The following is a 21,145-nucleotide window of genomic DNA, read 5'->3' as shown; positions in this document are numbered from 1 at the left end:
GCGCCTGTGATAATTTCAATGAACTCTTGTCCACTGTAAATTCCGTCTTTATCGAACCAGTAGGTAATACCATTTTCATCGAATACATTTTGGATTTCCGCTATGGCATTACCAGGTATTACATTGTAGCTTTCATCAACGTAATCTCTGCGTGAATGGCTTATAAAAACATCGTATTTGTATTTCATGTTATATTGTATTTACTAAAATGTGACCTCTGATTTATAGTGCGAATATACTCTTTTTGAGTGGAATAAAGAATAACAAAGAAATATTTTGTGAAAAAAAGACGACATAAAGTAGTGTTCGATATTAGTACTTAAAATAGTTGTTGAAAATTTGATAATTAATTGATTCTCTATTGAAACAGATACTTGATTATTTCCAAGCGAATGCTTTAAGATTGCATCACGAATATAATGATTTAATGCTGTAAAATGACATTTGTGATTAAATGGAAAATAAATGTATTTTTCTATTAGAAAACCATGCTTATCTGGGCCATCTTTTGTAAAATGTGAGGTGGATATAAATAAAAATAGTGGGAAAGTTTCTTCTTTTCCCACCAGCTAAAGATTTATTTATATTGCTAAGTATCTCTAAATGTAAAATATAAAGATCGATTTAGCCTCTTTTTAGAATTCTACCTTCGGAGCCTTCTCACTTCCTTCTTCTGCTTCAAAATATGCTTTCTTATCAAAGCCGAACATTCCTGCAAAGATATTTTTGGGGAAACGGCGGATATTGGTGTTATAAGCCTGTGCAGCATCATTGAAATTTTTGCGCGCTACATTGATACGGTTTTCAGTTCCTTCCAGTTGAGCCTGTAATTCCAGGAAGTTTTGATTAGCTTTTAAGTCCGGATAATTCTCGGTAATAGCTAATAACTTGCCCAGTGCTGATGTTACAGCACCTTGTGCCTTTTGGTATTGCGCCAACTTTTCTGGTGTCAGATCGGCAGCGTCCACTTTAATTTGAGTTGCTTGGCTACGTGCGGCAACAACTCCTTCCAATGTTTCCTTCTCATGTGTTGCATATCCTTTCACGGTGTTTACCAGATTAGGAATCAAGTCGGCACGACGTTGGTATTGAGTTTCTACATTTGCCCATTGACCACTTACATTCTCGTCCATAGTAACCAGACCGTTATATACACTTACTGCCCATATGACAAGGATAGCCACAACGGCTAAGATGATAATAATTGACTTCTTCATGTTTCTTGTTTTTATTGAATTTGATAATTTGTTTTCTGCTTATTTTCTTTAGAAACGAGAACCGGCACCGCCGCCACCGCCCATTCCTCCGCCAAAGCTGCCTCCGCCAAAGCTGCCTCCACCGAAACCGCCTCCGCCTCCGAAACTACCTCCGCCGAAGCCTCCAATAAATGGACCACCTCCGCCACCTCCCCGGTGGTGGTAATCATTATCATAACTTTGTTGGCGGCGTATGATGGTATGTCCGCAGTTTCTACATGTATAGGTAACATCCTCGGTTTTCACCCCGTTAATTCGGGATACGACAGCACTTCCGCTTCTCTGTAATTGATGTTTACCACAATTCGGACAACGGCTTTGTTTGCGTGCCGAAAAGAAAGCAAGACCTCCGCCAATAGCAATAAAACAAAGAATGGCAAGAACAAAATCAAAAGAACCACCGCTGTTCGAATCGGAGAGAGCATCATTTTCCATAGAACCGTCAAGCCGCTGACAAGTCGCTTTTAGGCCGGCCACCATTCCGGCATCCCAATTTCCGTCTTTCAGGTAAGGAATCATATATCTGGTTTGAATCCTTTTACAGATCGCATCGGGGAGCACTCCTTCCAAACCATAACCGGTATAAAACTGGATACAACGTTGATCTGTAACCAACAAAATAACCAATCCGTTATTTTTATCTTTCTTCCCTACACCCCATTTATTAAGTAACTGATGGCAGAAGTTGAAACAATCTTCTTCTCCGATTGATGGAACTACGGCAACCACCGTTTCAATTCCTGTTTGTTGTTCCAAGGCATAAAGCATGGAGTCTATACTGTCACAAGCTGCCTGTGAAAGTATGCCGGCCGGGTTGCAAACATATTGCATTTTGTTTTGCAGGTGAACTTTTGGGAGGTTGTCCACCGTGTATACTTTCTCTTGAGCTTGTAGTGGGAACAGAAGAAAAGTAGCTAGTATAAAAGTCAATATTGATTTCATAACGATTATTTTACGTTTGCAAATATAGAAACTTTTTCTGTTATGAATCTAAAACTCCTTGTTATAATAGGTTTAATGAATGTATCGCCCGACGAATGCACGGACTCGGTCGGTGTATTCCTGTTTATTCTCTTTGTATGAAACTGCATGAGCCGCTCCTGGAACAATCCATAGTTCTTTGGGTCCCGGTTTGGCTTCGTAGAGCGAATATACCATCCAGGTAGGCACATACGTGTCTTTATCCCCGTGAATAAACAGCATCGGAAGCTGTGATTTGGCTACTTGTTTCAGTGAGGAAGCCTCTTTAAAATTCCATCCATATTTCTTCTCGCAAAGCCAGCTTGTGGTATACATGAGTGGAAAAGGGGGAAGGTGGAAACTAGCTTTAAGCTCATGTGAGAATTCGTCCCATACACTGGTGTAGCCGCAATCTTCCACAAAGCATTTAACAAATGGTTTCTGTTCCTCACCGGACACCATCATGGTTGTCGCACCTCCCATTGAAATGCCGTGTACAACCATTTGTGTACTATCTCCGAAAATCTCATTGGCAATGTTCATCCATTGCAATACGTCCCAACGGTCTTTCCATCCCATCTGGATGGCTGGGCCTTCACTTTCTCCCTGATGTTGCAGGTCGGGAAGTAATATGTTATATCCTAAATCTCGATTATACAGATAACCAATCATAAACATACGGATAGCATTATCTGTATGTCCATGCACAATGACTGCTGTCTTACTGGTGGGTTGGGGAGCAGCAACATAATACGCATGAAGTTGTATTCCGTGCGGATTGATGATGAATGTATCTTTCAGTGCATCCACTTGTTTCAGGCTGTCCACCCATGGACGTAGGAAAGGGTAGTTTCTATACATGAAGGGATAAGAGTCAGCATCTTTAGACAAAATCTTGGCATTCGGAGTCAATGAAAAGTTTAACATATAAAAACTTCCTCCGATGGTGCAGCCGGTCAATGCCAGCATGATAATAATGATGCTATATACAACTTTTCTCCTCATAAAAACTCTCTCTAATCCTTATTTATGCCATATCTCCCATGCAGCAAATGCCTGGAGCAGCAGCATTTCCAGACCGTTTTTAACAACAGCCCCTTGTGCTTCTCCTTTTTTCATGAACAGCGTAACATTCGGATTATATAACAAATCGTAGAGCAAATGGTTTGGAGTCAGTAGCTCATAAGGAATATTAGGGCAGAAATCTACCTTAGGAAACATACCTACGGGAGTACAGTTGACGATGATTGTATATTCTGCCATAATTTTGGGAGTCAGTTCCTCATAAGTCAGCATATCATCGGCTTTGTGGGTACGTGATACGAATATACTTTCAATACCCAGGTTTTTCAGCCCGTGGTAGACGGCTTTGGAAGCTCCGCCGGTACCCAGAATCAATGCTTTTTGGTGATGAGGCTGCAATAAAGGTTGAATGGATTGAGTAAATCCGATGATGTCGGAGTTGTAGCCAACCAGTTTGACTTTTCCTTTCTGCTGGCGGATGATTTTAATGACATTCACAGCACCTATCTTTGCGGTATCACGGTCGAGTTCATCCAAAAAAGGAATCACTTGTTCTTTGTAGGGGATAGTCACATTAAGCCCGCATAAATTGGGATTCTCTTCGATAACTTCCATGAAGTTATTAATGCTGGGAATTTCAAAATTCACATACTCTGCATTGATACCTTCGGATTTGAATTTCTCATTAAAGTATCCGATAGAAAAAGAATGTCGCAGAGGGTAGCCGATTAAACCATATTTTTCCATAATCATTTATTGCTTAGTTGGGTTATTGGGTTTACTTTTTAGAAGACGTACTATTTCTTTTACTTTACCGTCAGGGTATTTGTCTTTATAGTATTCCGTCAAATCTTCGTATATCCAGAAATTATAAGGGCGGCCGATAAAGATATTGAAAGTGTTAGATGACTTCTCGCCGTCAATGCCTAATTTCAATTTTATATGGTTGTATATTTGGTCGTCAGGAGGAATAAGTCTGCAAGTTTTGGCTATTTCAGTCGTTATTCCATACATACCGTGAGCTTCTGCTTCTTCAATTGCGAATTCTTTTTCTGTTATAGAAAGGCCATCAGAGTTGAGTAATGTATATGTACCAGAGTTCTTTTTCTGAATAGATATACTGTATAATTCTCTATTGGTATAGGGAGATTTACTCTCTAAATCGGCTTTTATTTTTTCTTTAATTTCGTCCGTTTCTACATCTATGCCATATTCTACGGCAACGATATCGAATTTCTGTTCAGATTGAGAGGGAGTTCTGGTAATTACTAAACCTTGTTTCTGGTCAATTTCTTGTCCGTTCAGGCAGAATTTCCGATCGAATACGGGTTCTTTCTTTGATTTCCAGGTCAGTTTACTGGAAAAAGTGATGACAGATGGTTCTTTTCCGTCATTCCAGTCTATTTCTACTTTCTCATTATCGAATGTATGATCGCCATTGAATTCTCCGAAAGTCAGATAATATTTTCCGTCTTTGCTTACTCCTGTTTGCAGACCTGTGAAATAGGCCATATAAGCTCTGGTGCGTTCGTTTAGCGGAGCATCTTTTTCGTAAGTCTCCCCTTTGTAGATCGCTTTTATTCCTTGATTGGCAATAGAGCCTTTGGTGAGTGGATTCAGTAAGTCATTGCCTTGAGCATCCTGTACTGAAATGTAAAGAACTATGGGAGCAAAATCCCATATTAGGTCATCTCCTCCATTGTTTGCCGGATCACAAGAGGTGAAATTGATACAACAAAAAATGCAGAGTAGAAATAGTCCAATTGATTTTGTTGTTTTCATAAGGTTACATTATTAGGTTATTTGGTTGCGGTATAAAGAGTGCAGATACCAAAGGTCAGCCGTTTGAAGTTGACTTCGCTAAAACCGGCTCGGGCGATGACTCCTTTCATGACTTCCCCTTGAGGAAATACTTTGATGGTGTCCGGCAGATAGCGGTAGGCACTGTTATCTTTGGATAGAAGCTTACCCAATAATGGAATGACGACTTTAGAGTAGATGGAAAACAGTTGTTTCATCGGGAAGCGGTCCGGAGTGGTAAGTTCCAGAATTACAAGATGACCGCCCGGTTTCAGTACGCGGCACATCTCGGAGAGCCCTTTGTCGAGATCTTCGAAATTGCGGATACCGAAAGCTACAGTAATAGCGTCAAAATCATTGTCGGCAAAAGAGAGTGAAGTGCAGTCCTCCCGGGCAAAAGATATTTTATCCGACAGTCCTTCCTTTTTTACTTTTTCACGTCCCACATTCATCATACCTTCCGAGATGTCCGTGCCGATTAGTTCGGCAGGTTGCAGTTTGCGGCAGGCGAGGATGGCAAAATCCCCTGTACCGGTCGCTACATCCATCATTCGCTGCGGTTGAAAAGGGTGTAACCAGGCAATAGCTTTTTTGCGCCAGCTGCGGTCGATACCTAAAGATAAGGTATGGTTCAGCTTGTCGTAGGCATGTGCGATGTTGTCGAACATACGTTCCACTTGCTCGGTCTTTTTTCCTTCTTCGTCGTAAGGCTTGATATGTTGTTGCGGGTAATCCATTTTTTAGTTGATAGTTGATAAATGATAGTTGATAGTTGAAGAAGATAGTTGATAAATGATAGTTGGAAGATGACAGAGTTAATAGTTATATGCGATAAGCTGCATATTAACTATCATTTATCATCTATCAACTATCATTTATTATCTGTCATTTATCGCTTATCAGCTGTTCAAAAAAGTTTCGACGTTTTTGAATATACGTTCAGCGATATTGCTAGTATCTTCTTTCACGAATTTCTCACCGGTGATGTTTTCGAACAATTCGATGTAGCGGTCACTGATACTTTGTACGATAGCCGGAGTCATTTCCGGTACTTTCTGACCGTCTTTGCCTTGGAAGCCGTTTTCCATCAACCATTCGCGAACGAATTCTTTAGAAAGTTGTTTCTGCGGTTCGCCTTTTTCGAAACGTTCCTGATAACCTTCAGAGTAGAAATAGCGGCTTGAATCCGGAGTGTGGATTTCGTCCATCAGGTAGATAGTGCCATTGTGCTTACCGAATTCGTATTTTGTATCTACGAGGATCAGTCCGCGCTCTGCTGCGATTTCAGTACCGCGTTTGAAAAGGGCTAATGTATATTTTTCGAGAATTTCATACTCTTCCGGAGTAGCCAGTCCTTGTTTTAGGATTTCTTCTTTAGAGATGTCTTCGTCGTGCAATCCCATTTCAGCTTTCGTAGTCGGAGTTACGATGGGTTCCGGGAATTTCTGGTTTTCGCGCATTCCGTCCGGCAACTTCACGCCACAAATTTCACGTACACCGCTTTTGTAAGTACGCCATGCGCTACCACACAGGTAACCGCGTACAATCATTTCTACCGGAAAACCTTCACACAATACACCTACCGTTACCATTGGGTCCGGAGTAGCCATTTTCCAGTTCGGACAGATGTCAGTAGTGGCATCGAGGAATTTAGCTGCAATCTGGTTCAGCATTTGTCCTTTGTAAGGAATACCTTCAGGAAGTACTACGTCAAAGGCCGAAATACGGTCGGTTGCTACCATGACGAGTTTTTCGCCGTTGATGTTGTACACATCGCGCACTTTTCCGTGGTACACGCTTTTCTGTCCCGGAAAGTTGAAATCTGTTTTTGTTAATGCTTTCATTGTCTTTATTATAATTACAAATTACAAGTTACAAATAACAAGTCGCAATAGGATTCCGAATCTAAAGACGATTAGTCTTTGGCCAGTTTCACCGGACGTTCGCCGTTGATAACCAGTTGTTCGTTTTTCCGTTTCTCCCGTTCGGCTTTCGCTTCTTTGTCGAATTTTTCGTAAGCATCCACGATACGTTCCACCAGTTTATGGCGTACGATATCTTTTTTATTCAGTTCAACAAAACTGATACCTTTCACTCCCTTTAAGATGCGGAGAGCTTGCACCAATCCCGATGTTTGTGAAGCGGGGAGGTCAATCTGTGTCATGTCTCCCGTCACAATCATTTTGGTGTTCATACCCATACGGGTGAGGAACATTTTGATTTGCTGTGTGGTAGTATTCTGGGCTTCGTCCAAAATGACGACCGCATCATTCAGCGTGCGTCCGCGCATAAAGGCTAACGGGGCAATCTGGATAATGTTCAATTCCATGTATTCCTTTAACTTGGCAGCAGGTATCATATCTTGCAGGGCATCGTATAAAGGTTGCAGGTATGGGTCGATCTTATCTTTCATGTCGCCGGGCAGGAAACCGAGCTTTTCTCCGGCTTCTACGGCGGGGCGGCTAAGGATGATTTTTTTGATTTCTTTATTCTTCAATGCACGTACGGCGAGGGCGATAGCGGTGTATGTCTTTCCCGAACCTGCCGGACCGATGGCAAATACCATATCATTCTTGGCGAATCCTTCTACCAGTTTCAACTGGTTTTCACTTCGGGGGATGATAGGTTTTCCTGTGACACTGAACACAATCACGTTTCCTGTCTGTTCCGCTTGCGGCGCATTTCCTTTTATAATGTCAATGATAACTTCTTCTTTCAGTGAATTATATTCGGCGCAGTACTTTTCAAGTTTGGTGATATTTTCTTCGAAGGCACACATTTCTTCCTCGTCGCCCAGCACTTTGATGACATTGCCTCGGGCAACTATGCGTAGCTTTGGATATAAAGCTTTAATTAACTGTATGTTGGCGTTGTTTACGCCGTAAAAAATAACCGGATCAATGTCCTCAAGAACAATCAGCTTCTCTATCATTAAGTTGTATTAAAGAAAAATTTCTGCAAATTTAATGAAACGTTTTGGATTCTCTGATTGTTTGGAGGTGAATTTTACTGCAATTTACATTCATCTTCCGTTCATCGGGCAGTAATATGGAAACAACCTTGCTTCAGTTCGTATTTGATATAGCATTTTTCAGCTTGTCGTAGATCTCTTAAAACTTCGGATAGAACAAGTTTCAGTGTGTCGGCACTCACGTCCTGCATAGGGCGACCGTCTTTATCTTCCACTTTCTTAAAACGTTTCCAACTAACATCAAAAGTAGCCCCGAAACAATGTGCCGAGTTGGCGGAGGCATTTCCATTGCGACGGCGGAGACGTTTCACATCGTTTTCAGTACGTAGTACGGAGGTGATGATTACCTGATTGGGATTCAGCCCTTTGGCAGCCAATGAATCGAGAAAGTTGGAGCCGATTGTATCGAGCAATGCGCTGGCACGTGGAACGAGGTAGGGAATGGAATGTGTCAATGAATCCACTGCATAAAATTCATTATCAGTGATATGAGTCAACTTTTCTTTCATTGCTTCCGCTTCCTCTCGGTCTGCCAGCGGGCTAATACCTATCTTTTTAGCGACTTCCAGATGTGCATCGTTCAAATCAGGGAAAGAACGTTTGTAACTGACAACGCCACGAATATTGTGCGGCTTGTTCAATTTCAGTGACATGTCTTTCTTTTTGCAGCTTGAAGTAAGCGTTGTAAGCCCAATAACAAGTAAAAATAGCGGTAATATGCGAAGCTTGTAAGTAGTCATTTTGTATTTTTTGCCCGCAAATATACGCTATTTTTTCATACGTTCTATGCTTTGCATTATTTTCCGCCTCATATCTTTTATGGGTCACTCTAAAATATTTTCCGGTATTTCCGGATGGGTATCAAGAGTGCCTATAATGGTATAGTCCGTGTTATCTATTGTTGTCTTCAGCGTTGGTATTATCAAATAGTCACTTCTAGTAAGAGCCTTGTTAATAAGTTGCTCCCAATCTATCTTTAAATATCTTTGTATAAGATTGATAACTGCATTTACACTTGTAACTCCATCAAATAGTTCAAATCTTAATTTGTGAGGGGTGGGAGGGGTTGATGCATCCGTGAAATTTCCTTGTTCGTCAGATGCATAATTTAATGTTAAATAAGGTATGGCGTATGTAGGAGATGAGTTGCCGAAACCATTTTCTAATTTGACTGAAAAATCGTATGTTCCTTTGGCTATCGGATTTTGGGATAGTTCGTTTTTGGAGTCGCTATATCGGAAGAAATAGCAATCTTTAGATTCATTGTTAATCAAATAGACCACAGTGCCATTGGACAGTGCCGGATGATTACTTTCTTTTATTGCGTATGCCAAATAACTGTCTATAATTTTAATTTTTAATTCAACTATTTCGTTGGTGATATTATCTTTTACTTTCACCTTTGTTTCTCCTTTCTTTTTGGGGGTAACTTTTAAACTTCCCATTCCTATTGAGCTGGATAAATCTACATCGATGCTTAAAATATCAGTTTCTTCTACAGTCACGGTATAGTCTCTGTTTCCACCTCTAATGGTAATATCTGTTGCTCTTAATAAAGGTTGTTCGTAATACTCTTTTTCAAAGGATAAAGGATATATCTTTTCTTCATTATTATTGCCACAGCTAAAAAAGATAATTGTACAGAGGAATGAAAGTAGTGCTCCAAGTAAATGTTTTGTTTTCATGATTATTTTGTTTTATAGTTTTGCAGGAGAGATATAGTCTTATAAGTTCCTGTGTTGACGTTGGAGGCAAATATAAAGATTTTATCGATATGTTGGAGTAAATAGTGTATTTATTTCCTGTCCTCCAGCTATTTTCATACATTTGTAGCGGTTTATAAAAATAGGCCACTTTCCCACTAAACATAACACACATGAAAACAGATTTCGATTACAATTCTATGCCCGTTAGCTTCGCTCATTGCTTGAATGGACATTGTTTGCGTGCGGACAAATGTTTGCGGCGACAAGTAACTCTCCGAATGCCGAAAGAGCGGGCTGCTGTAATGGTTATTAATCCCGAACATGTCACTTCCGATGGTGTAGACTGCACTTACTTTATTGATGAAAAGCCGGTGTTGTTTGCACGGGGTATGAAACATTTGCTGGATCGGGTGCCGCTTGCTGATGCCACCGTTATCAAACGACAGATGATAGCCTACTTTGGCAAAACGATCTATTACCGTTGTTGCAACAAGGAGCGGCTGATTAAACCGAAGGAGCAGGAATACATACAGGGACTTTTCCGCAGGCGGGGAGTTACAGAAACGCCTCAATTTGACGAATATATAGAATACTATGATCTTGGGTAAGTATATCCGTTAGTTCCGGTAGTCCCACATATTGTGGGAAAGTATTCTTTTATATTATGGGAATTTATTCCCGCAAAATAAGGGAATAAATTCCCTCCAGCTAGGGAATCTTTTCCCATAATATATGGGACTACCGGGGACTGTAATACCCTGATAATAGTTGACTGCCTTTTTTCTTATCTTCGGGTTGGGTTGACATTTATTATGTAGGTATTATATAGCAGTCCCGGTATGAGAAATGCATGATGAAAGTATGAGAAATACCGGTTTTTTATGACATTTCAGGCAAAATACTATGAAAAACAGCTTTTTGAAAAGTATTTCTCATAGTGCTATTGCTTTGAATTACAGGTAATTATTCTATGGATTATGAGAATATGAGAAATGATTTTGCAAAATCATTTCTAGTGGCGCGACATTCCGGGATTATTGTAACTGTATACAAAGAATGAGCGATATGGCTTCACGACTTATTACATATTTTGTGTTACATATTTTATGTAACATAAAGAACGTAATAAATCCGGAATGTTCAAAGAAGATTTATTCGAGTTATATATAAAAAACAAACGCTGATGAGAACAAGTAATCATGCTTTTCTCATCAGCGTATATTAGTTGGATTACAACTATTTCTTATCTTTTTTCTCGTCAGCTTTTGTTGCAGGCTTTTCCTCCGTTTTGCTTTCCGGATTGATAATACCCTTCACTGTTTCACCGATAGGAAGCTTGTCCAATACGCCAAGGCTCGGAGCTACTGTCTTTACTAATGTGTTCAGGAAATTGCTAGTTCCACCGTTTCCTCCGTCGAATACAGTGATATTTCCTAAGTTCATGTGTTCGAACGCCTTCACCTGTTCGCCGGCGATTTCCTTCCACTGGTCTACCATCTTATATTGGATAGCGATAGCTGGATTCGATTCAGCTGCTCTTACCATTGCCTCGAAACCTTCTGCTTCCGCAAGTAATGATTTCTTCTTACCTTCCGCTTCTGCTTCCAGTTTCAATTGGATAGCTTTTGCTTCCGCTTCGGCTTGTGCTAAAGTAGCCTTTGCGCGTGCTTCCGCTTCGCGGGTAATCTTTTCAGCGATGGCATTTGCTTGCAGGATAGCTTCCTGTCTGGCGATTTCCGCAGGAACAATCTTTTCAGCCTTCAATGAAGATTCCACTTTCCGTGCCTTAGCTTCTTCCACTTCCTTTTGCGCAATTTCGCGTGCAGTTTGTACAGCAGCTTCCGATTTTGCGGCAGCTTCACCTGCTTGCTTATCGGCATTAGCTTGTGTTACAGCTAGTTCTGCATTGGAGAGTGCTACCTCTTTCTGTGCGTCATTTCGTCCGATGGCAGCTTTCTTGGCAGCTTCCGCCTGTTTGATTTCCATATCCGAGTTTAGTTCGGCAACACGGCTTTCTTTTTCTGTATTTGCCTGCTCGATACGGATATTCTTTTCAGCTTCAGCCTTTGCTACTTGTGATTCTTTTTCTGCATTGGCAATGGCTACTTGTGAGATTCTGTCCTTATCTGCATTTGCAACGGAGATTTCCTGTAGTTTTTTGGTTTCTGCAATAGCAATATCCTGATCTTTGCGGGTTTCTGCTACTTTCGTTTCACGCTCCTTTATTTGATTGGCAATTTTGATAGCACCCAGCTTTTCCTGTTCTTCGATGTTAGCCTGTGCCTCGTTCAGTGCTTTACTTTCAGCTTCCTTACCTAAGTTGACAATGTAGTTGGCAGCGTCGCGAATATCACTGATGTTGATGTTCATCAGATACAAACCGAATTTGCGAAGTTCAGTATCAATATTATCTTTCACTTTAGCCAGGAACTTATCCCGGTCAGAATTTAATTCTTCGATAGTCATATCGGCGATCACCATACGCATCTGACCATATACAACATCAGTAATTAAGTTCTGCTTGTCATCCATCGTCAGACCCAGCATACGTTCTGCGGCATTCTGCATCACTTCGGGATCTGTGCTGATGGCTACGGTGATTGTAGTCGGCACATCTACACGAATATTCTGAGCGGATAGCGCACCGGTCAGTTTACATTCGATCTGCATGGGTTTCATGGACAGGAATTCGTAGCCTTGAATAATAGGCCATACGAAGGCTGCACCACCGTGGTATAGTTTTGCCGACTTTTTATCTCCTCCCGTTTTACCATATACGACGAGTACCTCGTCACTCTTACATTTGCGGTAACGGGAAAGGATACCAATGAAGGTAAGCAAAATGACTGCCACTAATATAGCAGCCATTATCAACATTTCTTGTGTCATAAAATTATGTATTTGAATAGTTATTGAATGAACAGTGTTCCGTCTTTGTAACTGGTAATGATTGTTCTGTCACCTGTCTGATATGCTTTTCCGGATTCGGAGATGACGTCTACTTCGCGCATTGCTCCGTCTCGGCTTGTTTGTACTGTATATTTGCTGTCGCTTTGCTTGAAGTAGATGGTACATTCTCGTCCCACAAGTTGATCTGTCTGTTCAGAATGATTCACTTGTTGCAGTTGATAAGCTTTCTTATAGAGAAACCACACAGCGAGAACAAAGAAAAGACCCACCAGAATTCCGATGACATAACTTTGAATTTCAGTGTTTCCCGCTAAATACATGTACCAGCCGAATCCGATTCCAAAATGAGTTAGTCCTTTAAAAGAAACTACGCTACTGATGTCAGCATCTACGTCTACATCTGCATCTATGTCTCCGAAAAAGATGGATAGAACGAATTGGATTACAAATATTCCTGTTGTCACAAGGGCAATAATAAGGAAAATGGTACTACTCATAATTGTGAGGTATTAGTGAATCATGATTATTTTGTTCTCCAAATATACAGGTTTATGCGAATTATACAAAGATAAATGAGATAAAATGACTACTTTTGCGCGCGAAAACCCTAAAAAAGAGGATTTAGCGTGCAAAGGTATTTTATTTATTTGGCTTACGACGGAACCAATTATCACGGTTGGCAGATTCAACCGAATGGGATTAGTGTGCAGGAATGTCTGATGAAGGCATTGTCTACCTTTCTGCGTCGCGAAATTGAAGTAATAGGAGCAGGCCGGACGGATGCGGGAGTGCATGCCTCTCTGATGGTTGCTCATTTTGATTCCGATGAACTGTTGGATACTACTTCTGTAACTGATAAATTAAATCGTCTGCTACCTCCCGATATTTCCATTTATCGTGTTTGCCGGGTTCGGCCGGATACCCATGCCCGTTTTGATGCGACTGCGCGAACTTATAAATATTATGTGACGACATCGAAATATCCTTTTAACAGGCAATATCGCTGGCGTCTTTATAACCAGTTGAATTATGAACGCATGAACGAAGCAGCGCGTATCCTTTTCGAGTACAACGATTTTACGAGTTTCAGTAAACTTCATACGGATGTAAAGACCAATATTTGTCATATCACTCATGCAGAATGGACGCAGGAAGAAGATGCTACCTGGGTGTTTACCATTCGTGCCGACCGTTTCTTGCGGAATATGGTGCGAGCCATTGTAGGCACGCTCATTGAAGTGGGACGCGGGAAACTGACTGTTGAAGGTTTCCGGCGGATTATAGAACAGCAGGACCGTTGTAAAGCCGGGACATCTGCTCCGGGGCAAGCCCTGTTTCTGGTCAACGTGGAATACCCGGAAAGTATATTTGAATGTGATGACCAGCAATCATCCATAACCGGCGAACCGTCTGTCGTTGATAACTTATAATTGGTAATTAGTAAATAATAAATATTCTCATGTGGTTATTATTAGCATTCCTCTCGGCTACTTTGCTGGGCTTTTATGATGTATTCAAGAAGAAATCGTTGAAAGATAATGCAGTACTTCCTGTTTTGTTTCTAAATACATTCTTTTCCAGTCTCATCTTTCTACCGTTTATCCTGATATCCGTTTATCAACCGGACTTGTTGGGAGGAACAATATTCAATGTTCCCGTTGCTGGTTGGGAACAGCATAAATATATTATCATCAAGTCGTTCATCGTATTGTCTTCGTGGATATTCGGATATTTCGGAATGAAACATTTGCCCATAACCATTGTAGGACCTATCAATGCCACCCGTCCGGTGATGGTGCTCGTGGGAGCTATGCTGGTATTCGGTGAACGATTGAATCTCTATCAATGGATTGGTGTGATGCTGGCCATTGCCTCTTTCTTTATGTTGAGCCGTTCGGGAAAGAAAGAAGGAATTGATTTTAAGCATAACAAATGGATCTTTTTTATTGTACTGGCTGCCATTACAGGTGCTATCAGCGGATTGTATGACAAGTATCTGATGAAGTCTCTGAATCCGATGCTGGTACAATCCTGGTATAATGTTTATCAGGTGTTTATTATGTGTCCTATTCTGTTATTGCTTTGGTGGCCTAAAAGAAAGTCTACCACCCCGTTTCGCTGGGACTGGACGATTATCCTGATCTCCATTTTCCTTTCTGCTGCCGATTTTGTTTACTTTTACGCATTAAGTTACGACGATTCGATGATTTCTATTGTTTCGATGGTTCGTCGGGGAAGTGTGGTTGTTTCTTTCACTTTCGGTGCGCTTTTCTTCCGTGAAAAGAATTTAAAAAGCAAAGCGATTGACCTTATACTGGTGTTAATCGGAATGATATTCTTATATTTGGGGTCTAAAAGTTAAAACAGTTACACAAGACTGTTTGTCATAGGTTAAATAAGATAGATATGAAAATAAATAAACTTGTTATTACTATATTCTTCTCTGCTGTCGGACTTTTTGTTTCGACTGCTCTTCAGGCACAAGAGGCCAAAACGTTGTTTGTGAATATGCCGGATTCTCTAAGTCCCTTGCTTACAAAAGTGAATCGTGAAGATTGCATAGACTTTCTGGAAAGTAAGATGAAAGCGCAAGTAGAAAACCGTTTTGGCAAGAAGTCGGAGATGACTGATCTTGGTAAAGACTATATCCGTATGCAAATGTCAGTTCAATCGACCTGGCAGATGAAAGTGTTGGCATTAAATGATTCAACGAACGTAATCTGTACAGTCTCTACTGTTTGTGCTCCTGCCTGTGATAGCAGCATCCATTTCTATACGGACGACTGGAAACCGCTTACAACATCTCTCTTTATTACCCTGCCCCTGATGGATGATTTTCTGAATGCTCCCGATTCAGCAGGAGTTTATGAGTTTGATGAAGCACGCCGTTCGGCAGATATGCTATTGATGAAAGCCGATTTTAATAAAGAAAATACGGAACTGACACTTACGTTAACAACCCCCGACTATATGTCAAAAGAAACAGCAGAGAAACTGAAACCGTTTCTCCGCCGCCCTGTAGTCTACCATTGGAAAAATGGAGCATTCTCAATTTAATAAGCATTCGTTGATGAACGCTATCATTTCCGGTGTATTTGCTTCCACACTTTGAAGTAATTTGAATTGTGCTTTGGTGCGAACGAGGTTATGTTCCGGATATTTGATTTTATAATAAGTATCTCCGTTGATATAATCTGCCAGGAACCGTACACACTGCATGTATGGGAATAAAGCCGCCGCATAAGGAAGATTCTCAATCTCGATCTGAGTCAGGAATGATTTGGCTCCTTTCAGATAGCCCTTGGTAAATGCTTTGAATATTTCCATATTGAAGTTTACACGATCAAGGTCTTTGTCGTCTTCATCACCTGTGTTGGCACCTGTACGTAAGAAGTCACCATAATCGGAGAATATAAAGCTAGGCATTACCGTATCCAGATCAATGACACAAAGCACTTTACCATCCTCGTCGAACATCATGTTATTCACTTTCGTATCGCAATGGCAAACGCGTTTGGGAAGTTTCCCTTCACGATATAAACGTTCAGCCTTACACATTTCATCTGCGCGTTTCTCTATTTCATCCAGATAGTACTTCACTTCTGCTACCCGTCCGGCAGCATCCTTCGCAACGGCTTCATGTAGTTGTTTGAGACGGAACTCCATGTTGTGGAAATCGGGTATGGTTTCACCCAATGTTTCCGGAATATCGGCCAGCATAGCCTGGAAGTTACCGAAGGCTTCTCCTGCATAATTGGAATATTCGGGATTTACCGTCTCATACGTTTTTGCACGTGGGATGAATACCATCACACGCCAATAACTGTCACCGTCAAACCAGTATGTTTTACCTTCTTCTGTTTCGAGGAAACTCAACACCTTGCGGTCTATATCCGATTCTCCGGCTTCCGTCAGTTTCTTGCGAATGTGATTGGTAACAGCGCTAATATTGGATTGAAGCATTTCTACATTCTGGAAAATGGCATGATTGATGCGTTGCAAAACATAGTCGGGAGCATCTGCTTCTTTGGTGTTTACTTTATAAGTGTCGTTGATAAGTCCTGCACCCAAAGGTTTGATTTCTTCTATCGTACCTTGGACTTTAAATTTAGCTACGATGCTAGATAAATCTTTCATGTTTTTTTTCTTTAAAAATTTATACTAAGGTTATCGATAATCATATTTAGCAGCTTCGTTGGCTTGGTTAGCCGAGCGAACGGGTACTAATGTGAAGCCCCACTGGTAATCACGGTTAGCCGGGATCTGGTGGAAAGGTTCCGGGCGAGCACCCCAACTGTCATATCCGCCTACTCCTTGTTGCTTCATATCTACACAAACCTCAACGAAATCTCTGGGAGTGATGTCGTTGACATGATGCATTCTCCGTAATACGTTGCGGGCAGCGTTCTCGTCGTGATTGGCAACCTCTTCCGGGCTGAAGTTATTCCATTGGTAAGGGTGGGGCAGAGCTTCTTCAGAGTCAAAGTCTTCGATAGAGTTGCGCAAGGCATTGAAACCGATAAGACTGTCCGCTACCAACACCAGGCCGTTTCCTTTATTAGGAGATAAAGCGATCCAACGGGTATCAGTGTGATGTCCGTTTTCCTGTGGACGCACATAGTTGAAGTACATTTGATCCGCTGTTGTCTTATATACGCCAACGAGCGTTCCGTGATTGCGGTCGATATAATTCTCTTCCGGGCCACGGCCAAAGTATTGTACATTGTTCATCTGTGCCGGCAAGCGGAAACGCACACCGATACGAGGGACTTCCAGTTTGGAGGCAGCCTTACGGGCAGCATCACTTCCGGGGGTAAATGTAGCCATGCGGGTAGCTTCGGAAACTTCTGTTTCTGTAGGCTGCATATCCGTTGATGTGAATTTGGCATTTACGTTAACTATTCCGTTCGGATAGATTTTGTAAGTGACAACATACAAGTTGCCGGCAGCCAGTAAGTAGGTTACATTTAAGGAGACTGCTTTATCTTCTGCTGTCATGGTGGCATCCGTTATGCGGAAGTTTTTGCTTGATTGTTTCCATATCTGCAAACGTTTAGGAGTGCTGTTACCATAGTCATTATCATTAGGAGCACGCCAGAAGTTAGGCTGAATACCAAATCCGTCTTTGAAATATTCTGTACCATCTACTTTATACGAGGTTACTAATCCGCTATTCTTGTTGAATACAAAGTTTACTTTGGAGGAAGAAATGATTAATTCATCTCCTTGAATCGTTGTTTTCAATGCCGGACCGTTTGCTTTATATATACTCTTCTCTGCCTGGATAGGAAGTTGGAACTGGTCGTATGCAATTTCATATCCGGTTGGAATCAACGGTTCAGGCTCTGTGGTTGTTACACTGAAGTTGACAAAATATTCTGTTCCCGGTTGGGCTTTCAGACCATTTACCGGTACGGTGAATTCTTTAGAGGCTTGCGGAGCAATATCCAAAGATACTTTTCCACCTTTTATTGTCTTTCCGTTAGCAAGTACATTGTAGTGAATCTGATATTTTTTCAGGTTAGTGAAATAGAAACGGTTGGTGATTTTGAATATACCGGCTGCGGCATCTACTGCTTCAAAACCTACATTCTGATGTACATATTTCACTTCAGTCATTGCCGGATGCGGACCACGATCCGGATTGACAAGACCGTTGCAGAGGAAGTTACCATCGCTAGGTGCGTCTACGCCGAAGTCACCTCCGTAGGCCCAGTATTCTCTTCCATTCTTATCTTTTTGGAGAAGACCTTGGTCTACCCAGTCCCAGATATATCCACCTTGGAGATTCGGATATTTGTAAATTGCCTGCCATTGTCCCCACAGGTTTCCCGTGGAGTTTCCCATGGCATGTGCATACTCCGAAGGAGCTACAGGACGGTCGCTACCATTCTTTCCGATATTTTCCAGCCAGTCGGCACCCGGATATTGCGGAACATACATATCGGAGTTCCATTCCCATTGAGCACGTTCGTAGTTGACCGGACGATCCATCAGATCTTTGTCTGCCTCTTTCAACCACAAATAAGTCTGATAGAAATTATATCCGTTTCCGGCTTCATTTCCCAGCGACCAGAATGTAACGCTCGGATAATTCTTATTACGTTCAAACATATTGATGGTACGATCCATGTGCGGTTTCAGCCATTCGGGATTGTTACCCAGTGAACCGCCTTTCCGGAGATCATAATACATTCCGTGGCTTTCCACGTTGGCTTCATCATATACATAAAGTCCGTATTCATCACAAAGCTCATAGAAACGGCGGTCTTGCGGATAGTGGCAAAGGCGTACACTGTTTAAGTTATGTTGTTTCATCAGTTCGAAGTCACGGCGCATTAAATCCTCTGTAACATAATGACCTGTTGACGGATTATGTTCGTGGATATTTACCCCTTTCAGTTTCAGAGGCTGACCGTTGATGAATAAGCAGACATACGGTTTTCCGTTAGCAGCCTTCTGTTCGATAGGCTTGATCTCAATCCGGCGGAATCCTACATTGAAAGGAATGATTTCATTGATTTTGCCATTCTCTTTTACTGTCATCAACAGTTTGTATAGATTCGGATGTTCGGAGGTCCATGTGCTGACATCTGTCAGATTCTTATCGAAAGAAAGTGTACGTACTTCGTTCGATGGAATATAGGCTGTCTTCTCTTCAGTAGCTACAACTTTTCCTTGTGCATCTAATAGTTCATAAACTAATGTAAGATTAGTTGCAGCCTTTTCGTGATTTCTCAAATCGACATTTAAACCGAAGATTCCATTTTTGTAACTGTCGTCCAGCGTAGACTTAATTCGGAAATCTTTGAGAGCTGCTTTAGGCTGTGAATACAGAAAAACATCGCGTTCAATACCACTCATACGCCAGAAGTCTTGACATTCAAGATAGGAACCGGTGCTCCAACGGAAGATTTTAACTGTAAGTACGTTCTTTCCCGGCTTCACGTAATTGTTGATAAGAAATTCTGCCGGATTCTTGGAGTCTTCGCTATATCCTACTTCTTGTCCGTTGATATATACATATACGCCGGACTTAGCTCCTGCCAAATGCAAGTAGATATCCCGCCCGTCCCAGTCTGCCGGAATATCGATATCCCGGCGATAAACTCCTACCGGATTGGCTTCGGGAAGAGTAGGAGGTTGTGGATTGCGCGGTTTGAATTCATAACCATGATTGGTGTAGATGGCTATTCCGTGTCCTTGTACTTCCCAGTTGCCGGGCACCTGAATATCATCCCACGAATCTGTATTGGTGTTCGGATCGGTAATGTTTTCGGGAAGTTTTTTATAAGAGTCTACAAAGTAGAATTTCCAGGTTCCGTTCAGCAAGCGGTAATACTTGCTTCGTTCGAACTTGCCACTCAAGGCATCAGCGCGATTGTTGTATGTCATAAAAGAAGTACGTGGATACTCTTTGTTGACTTCAACTACCTGTACGTCCTGCCAATAAGGTTTCACGGCTTTCTCAGCCATTGTACTAAGTGTTGTCAGGGAAAATATTCCCATGAAAATGCCTGTTAATAAGTTGGGGGTTGGTCGAAATTTCATGTTTCTCAATATTGGTTTTTCATTTCTTTTTTATTTTACTTTAATATGATCGAATCCTTCTCCATATACTCCAATGACAGCACTTTGCGATACAAATGCATTCGGGTCTATGTCTTTTATTAACCGGAAGATGATAGGCGATTCCCTTTTCTTGGCTAATACAAACATCATCTTAACTTCTCGTCCTGTATAAAAGCCGGTTGCATTGATAATCGTTACTCCCCGGTGTGGGTATTCGTTAATATGCCGTCCTATTTCTTCATATTTGTTGGATATGATAAAGAACTGTACAGATTGGCGGGCGCTATTCACTACCTGGTCGAGAACGAAACTGCAAATATAAAGAGTTACAAACCCATACACCACTTTTTCCCAGTCTTTTAAGACAAAATAACTGGAAGAAATGATAATCATATCGCAGATGAGCACGACTCTTCCTAATGTGATGTCCCGGTATTTGTTGATGATGGCTGCAATTATATCTGTACCTCCCGTACTTCCATTAGCCGAAAAAGCAACACCTATGCCACCTCCACAGAAGGATGCTCCGATGACACATGCCATAAAGGGCTGGTCGTGGAGAAGCCCGAAACCTGCCGTCAATTTTTGAATGACGGACAGAAAGAAGGTGAGGGTAAATACACCAAAAATAGTTTTGATGCAAAACTTTAGTCCCAGCAACTTGAGGGCCAGTAGTAGCAAGAAGAAGTTGATGCTGAAGTACGTATATTGTACCGGAAAACCTGTGGCCCAATATACGATAGAAGCAATACCCGGTACTCCCCCGGTGGTGATATCGTTAGGTAACAGAAAAACGGTCCAACCGATACCATACAAAATCATGCCGATGGCAATCATTACATAATCTCTGGCTTCACGGATAATGCTTTGCTTAGAAGGCTTTGGAATAGCTGTTTTCATAAACGTGATTATGATAATCTATAAAATGTTCAAACACGAACCCATGA

19 protein-coding genes and 1 pseudogene are annotated in these 21,145 nt (G+C 41.4%); 4 read left to right on the top strand and 16 right to left on the bottom strand.

Annotated elements, in window-relative coordinates:
* The 11 genes and pseudogenes from DWZ47_RS31040 to DWZ47_RS17235 all read right to left on the bottom strand — a co-directional run.
* Positions 1-188 (bottom strand): annotated as a pseudogene (locus tag DWZ47_RS31040) (toll/interleukin-1 receptor domain-containing protein); the annotation flags it as partial.
* A 447-nt stretch (positions 189-635) separates the two neighbouring features.
* Complete coding sequence (locus DWZ47_RS17280) at positions 636-1,217, bottom strand: LemA family protein (RefSeq protein WP_004304537.1); 582 nt, start codon at positions 1,215-1,217, stop codon at positions 636-638.
* Positions 1,218-1,265: 48 nt separating this feature from the next.
* Entirely contained in the window at positions 1,266-2,198 is a 933-nt protein-coding gene (locus DWZ47_RS17275; protein WP_004308545.1) for a TPM domain-containing protein, read from the bottom strand.
* A gap of 72 nt (positions 2,199-2,270) precedes the next feature.
* On the bottom strand, positions 2,271-3,221 hold the full coding sequence (locus tag DWZ47_RS17270) for an alpha/beta hydrolase (RefSeq protein ID WP_004301723.1): 951 nt from the start codon (positions 3,219-3,221) through the stop codon (positions 2,271-2,273).
* Between the two features lie 18 nt (positions 3,222-3,239).
* A complete protein-coding gene (locus tag DWZ47_RS17265) occupies positions 3,240-3,986 on the bottom strand; it encodes a shikimate dehydrogenase family protein (protein ID WP_117513988.1) in 747 nt (248 codons plus the stop codon).
* A gap of 6 nt (positions 3,987-3,992) precedes the next feature.
* Entirely contained in the window at positions 3,993-5,021 is a 1,029-nt protein-coding gene (locus DWZ47_RS17260) for a hypothetical protein (RefSeq protein ID WP_117513954.1), read from the bottom strand.
* Positions 5,022-5,038: 17 nt separating this feature from the next.
* Positions 5,039-5,776, bottom strand: coding sequence for a bifunctional demethylmenaquinone methyltransferase/2-methoxy-6-polyprenyl-1,4-benzoquinol methylase UbiE (gene ubiE, locus DWZ47_RS17255; RefSeq protein ID WP_004308553.1), 738 nt, complete (start codon positions 5,774-5,776; stop codon positions 5,039-5,041).
* Positions 5,777-5,938: 162 nt separating this feature from the next.
* On the bottom strand, positions 5,939-6,883 hold the full coding sequence (locus tag DWZ47_RS17250; RefSeq protein WP_004301731.1) for a phosphoribosylaminoimidazolesuccinocarboxamide synthase: 945 nt from the start codon (positions 6,881-6,883) through the stop codon (positions 5,939-5,941).
* Between the two features lie 71 nt (positions 6,884-6,954).
* Complete coding sequence (locus DWZ47_RS17245; RefSeq protein ID WP_004301740.1) at positions 6,955-7,971, bottom strand: PhoH family protein; 1,017 nt, start codon at positions 7,969-7,971, stop codon at positions 6,955-6,957.
* Between the two features lie 101 nt (positions 7,972-8,072).
* Positions 8,073-8,750, bottom strand: a complete 678-nt coding sequence (locus tag DWZ47_RS17240; RefSeq protein WP_004301742.1) for a DUF5715 family protein — start codon at positions 8,748-8,750, stop codon at positions 8,073-8,075.
* 84 nt (positions 8,751-8,834) lie between these two features.
* A complete protein-coding gene (locus DWZ47_RS17235; protein ID WP_004324977.1) occupies positions 8,835-9,695 on the bottom strand; it encodes a hypothetical protein in 861 nt (286 codons plus the stop codon).
* A 191-nt stretch (positions 9,696-9,886) separates the two neighbouring features.
* Here DWZ47_RS17235 and DWZ47_RS17230 point away from each other — a divergent pair, with 191 nt between their 5' ends.
* Positions 9,887-10,324 carry a DUF6078 family protein gene (locus DWZ47_RS17230; protein ID WP_004304549.1) on the top strand — a complete coding sequence of 146 codons (438 nt, stop codon included), beginning with the start codon at positions 9,887-9,889 and terminating at the stop codon, positions 10,322-10,324.
* 628 nt (positions 10,325-10,952) lie between these two features.
* Here the strand turns inward: DWZ47_RS17230 and DWZ47_RS17225 are convergent.
* Positions 10,953-12,605, bottom strand: a complete 1,653-nt coding sequence (locus DWZ47_RS17225; RefSeq protein WP_004304550.1) for a flotillin family protein — start codon at positions 12,603-12,605, stop codon at positions 10,953-10,955.
* Positions 12,606-12,625: 20 nt separating this feature from the next.
* Positions 12,626-13,123, bottom strand: a complete 498-nt coding sequence (locus DWZ47_RS17220) for a hypothetical protein (protein WP_008775470.1) — start codon at positions 13,121-13,123, stop codon at positions 12,626-12,628.
* 129 nt (positions 13,124-13,252) lie between these two features.
* Here DWZ47_RS17220 and truA point away from each other — a divergent pair, with 129 nt between their 5' ends.
* Genes truA through DWZ47_RS17205 form a run of 3 tightly spaced genes read left to right on the top strand, consistent with a single transcriptional unit; the run spans position 13,253 to position 15,683 of the window.
* Positions 13,253-14,056, top strand: coding sequence for a tRNA pseudouridine(38-40) synthase TruA (gene truA / locus DWZ47_RS17215; RefSeq protein ID WP_117513952.1), 804 nt, complete (start codon positions 13,253-13,255; stop codon positions 14,054-14,056).
* Between the two features lie 29 nt (positions 14,057-14,085).
* Positions 14,086-14,988 carry a DMT family transporter gene (locus DWZ47_RS17210; RefSeq protein ID WP_004301754.1) on the top strand — a complete coding sequence of 301 codons (903 nt, stop codon included), beginning with the start codon at positions 14,086-14,088 and terminating at the stop codon, positions 14,986-14,988.
* Positions 14,989-15,032: 44 nt separating this feature from the next.
* On the top strand, positions 15,033-15,683 hold the full coding sequence (locus tag DWZ47_RS17205; RefSeq protein ID WP_117513950.1) for a DUF3256 family protein: 651 nt from the start codon (positions 15,033-15,035) through the stop codon (positions 15,681-15,683).
* Here the strand turns inward: DWZ47_RS17205 and DWZ47_RS17200 are convergent.
* The 3 genes from DWZ47_RS17200 to DWZ47_RS17190 form a co-directional block, all read right to left on the bottom strand.
* Complete coding sequence (locus DWZ47_RS17200) at positions 15,675-16,763, bottom strand: phosphotransferase enzyme family protein (RefSeq protein ID WP_004304572.1); 1,089 nt, start codon at positions 16,761-16,763, stop codon at positions 15,675-15,677. The genes DWZ47_RS17205 and DWZ47_RS17200 overlap by 9 nt on opposite strands.
* A gap of 30 nt (positions 16,764-16,793) precedes the next feature.
* A complete protein-coding gene (locus DWZ47_RS17195; protein WP_373594588.1) occupies positions 16,794-20,135 on the bottom strand; it encodes a glycoside hydrolase family 2 TIM barrel-domain containing protein in 3,342 nt (1,113 codons plus the stop codon).
* 72 nt (positions 20,136-20,207) lie between these two features.
* Complete coding sequence (locus DWZ47_RS17190) at positions 20,208-21,098, bottom strand: YitT family protein (protein ID WP_004301761.1); 891 nt, start codon at positions 21,096-21,098, stop codon at positions 20,208-20,210.
* Between the last annotated feature and the right edge of the window lie 47 nt (positions 21,099-21,145).

The organism is Bacteroides sp. AF32-8BH, from assembly GCF_003435205.1.
Taxonomy (GTDB): Bacteria; Bacteroidota; Bacteroidia; order Bacteroidales; family Bacteroidaceae; genus Bacteroides; species Bacteroides ovatus.
This window is presented reverse-complemented; position numbering and strand designations above follow the sequence as displayed.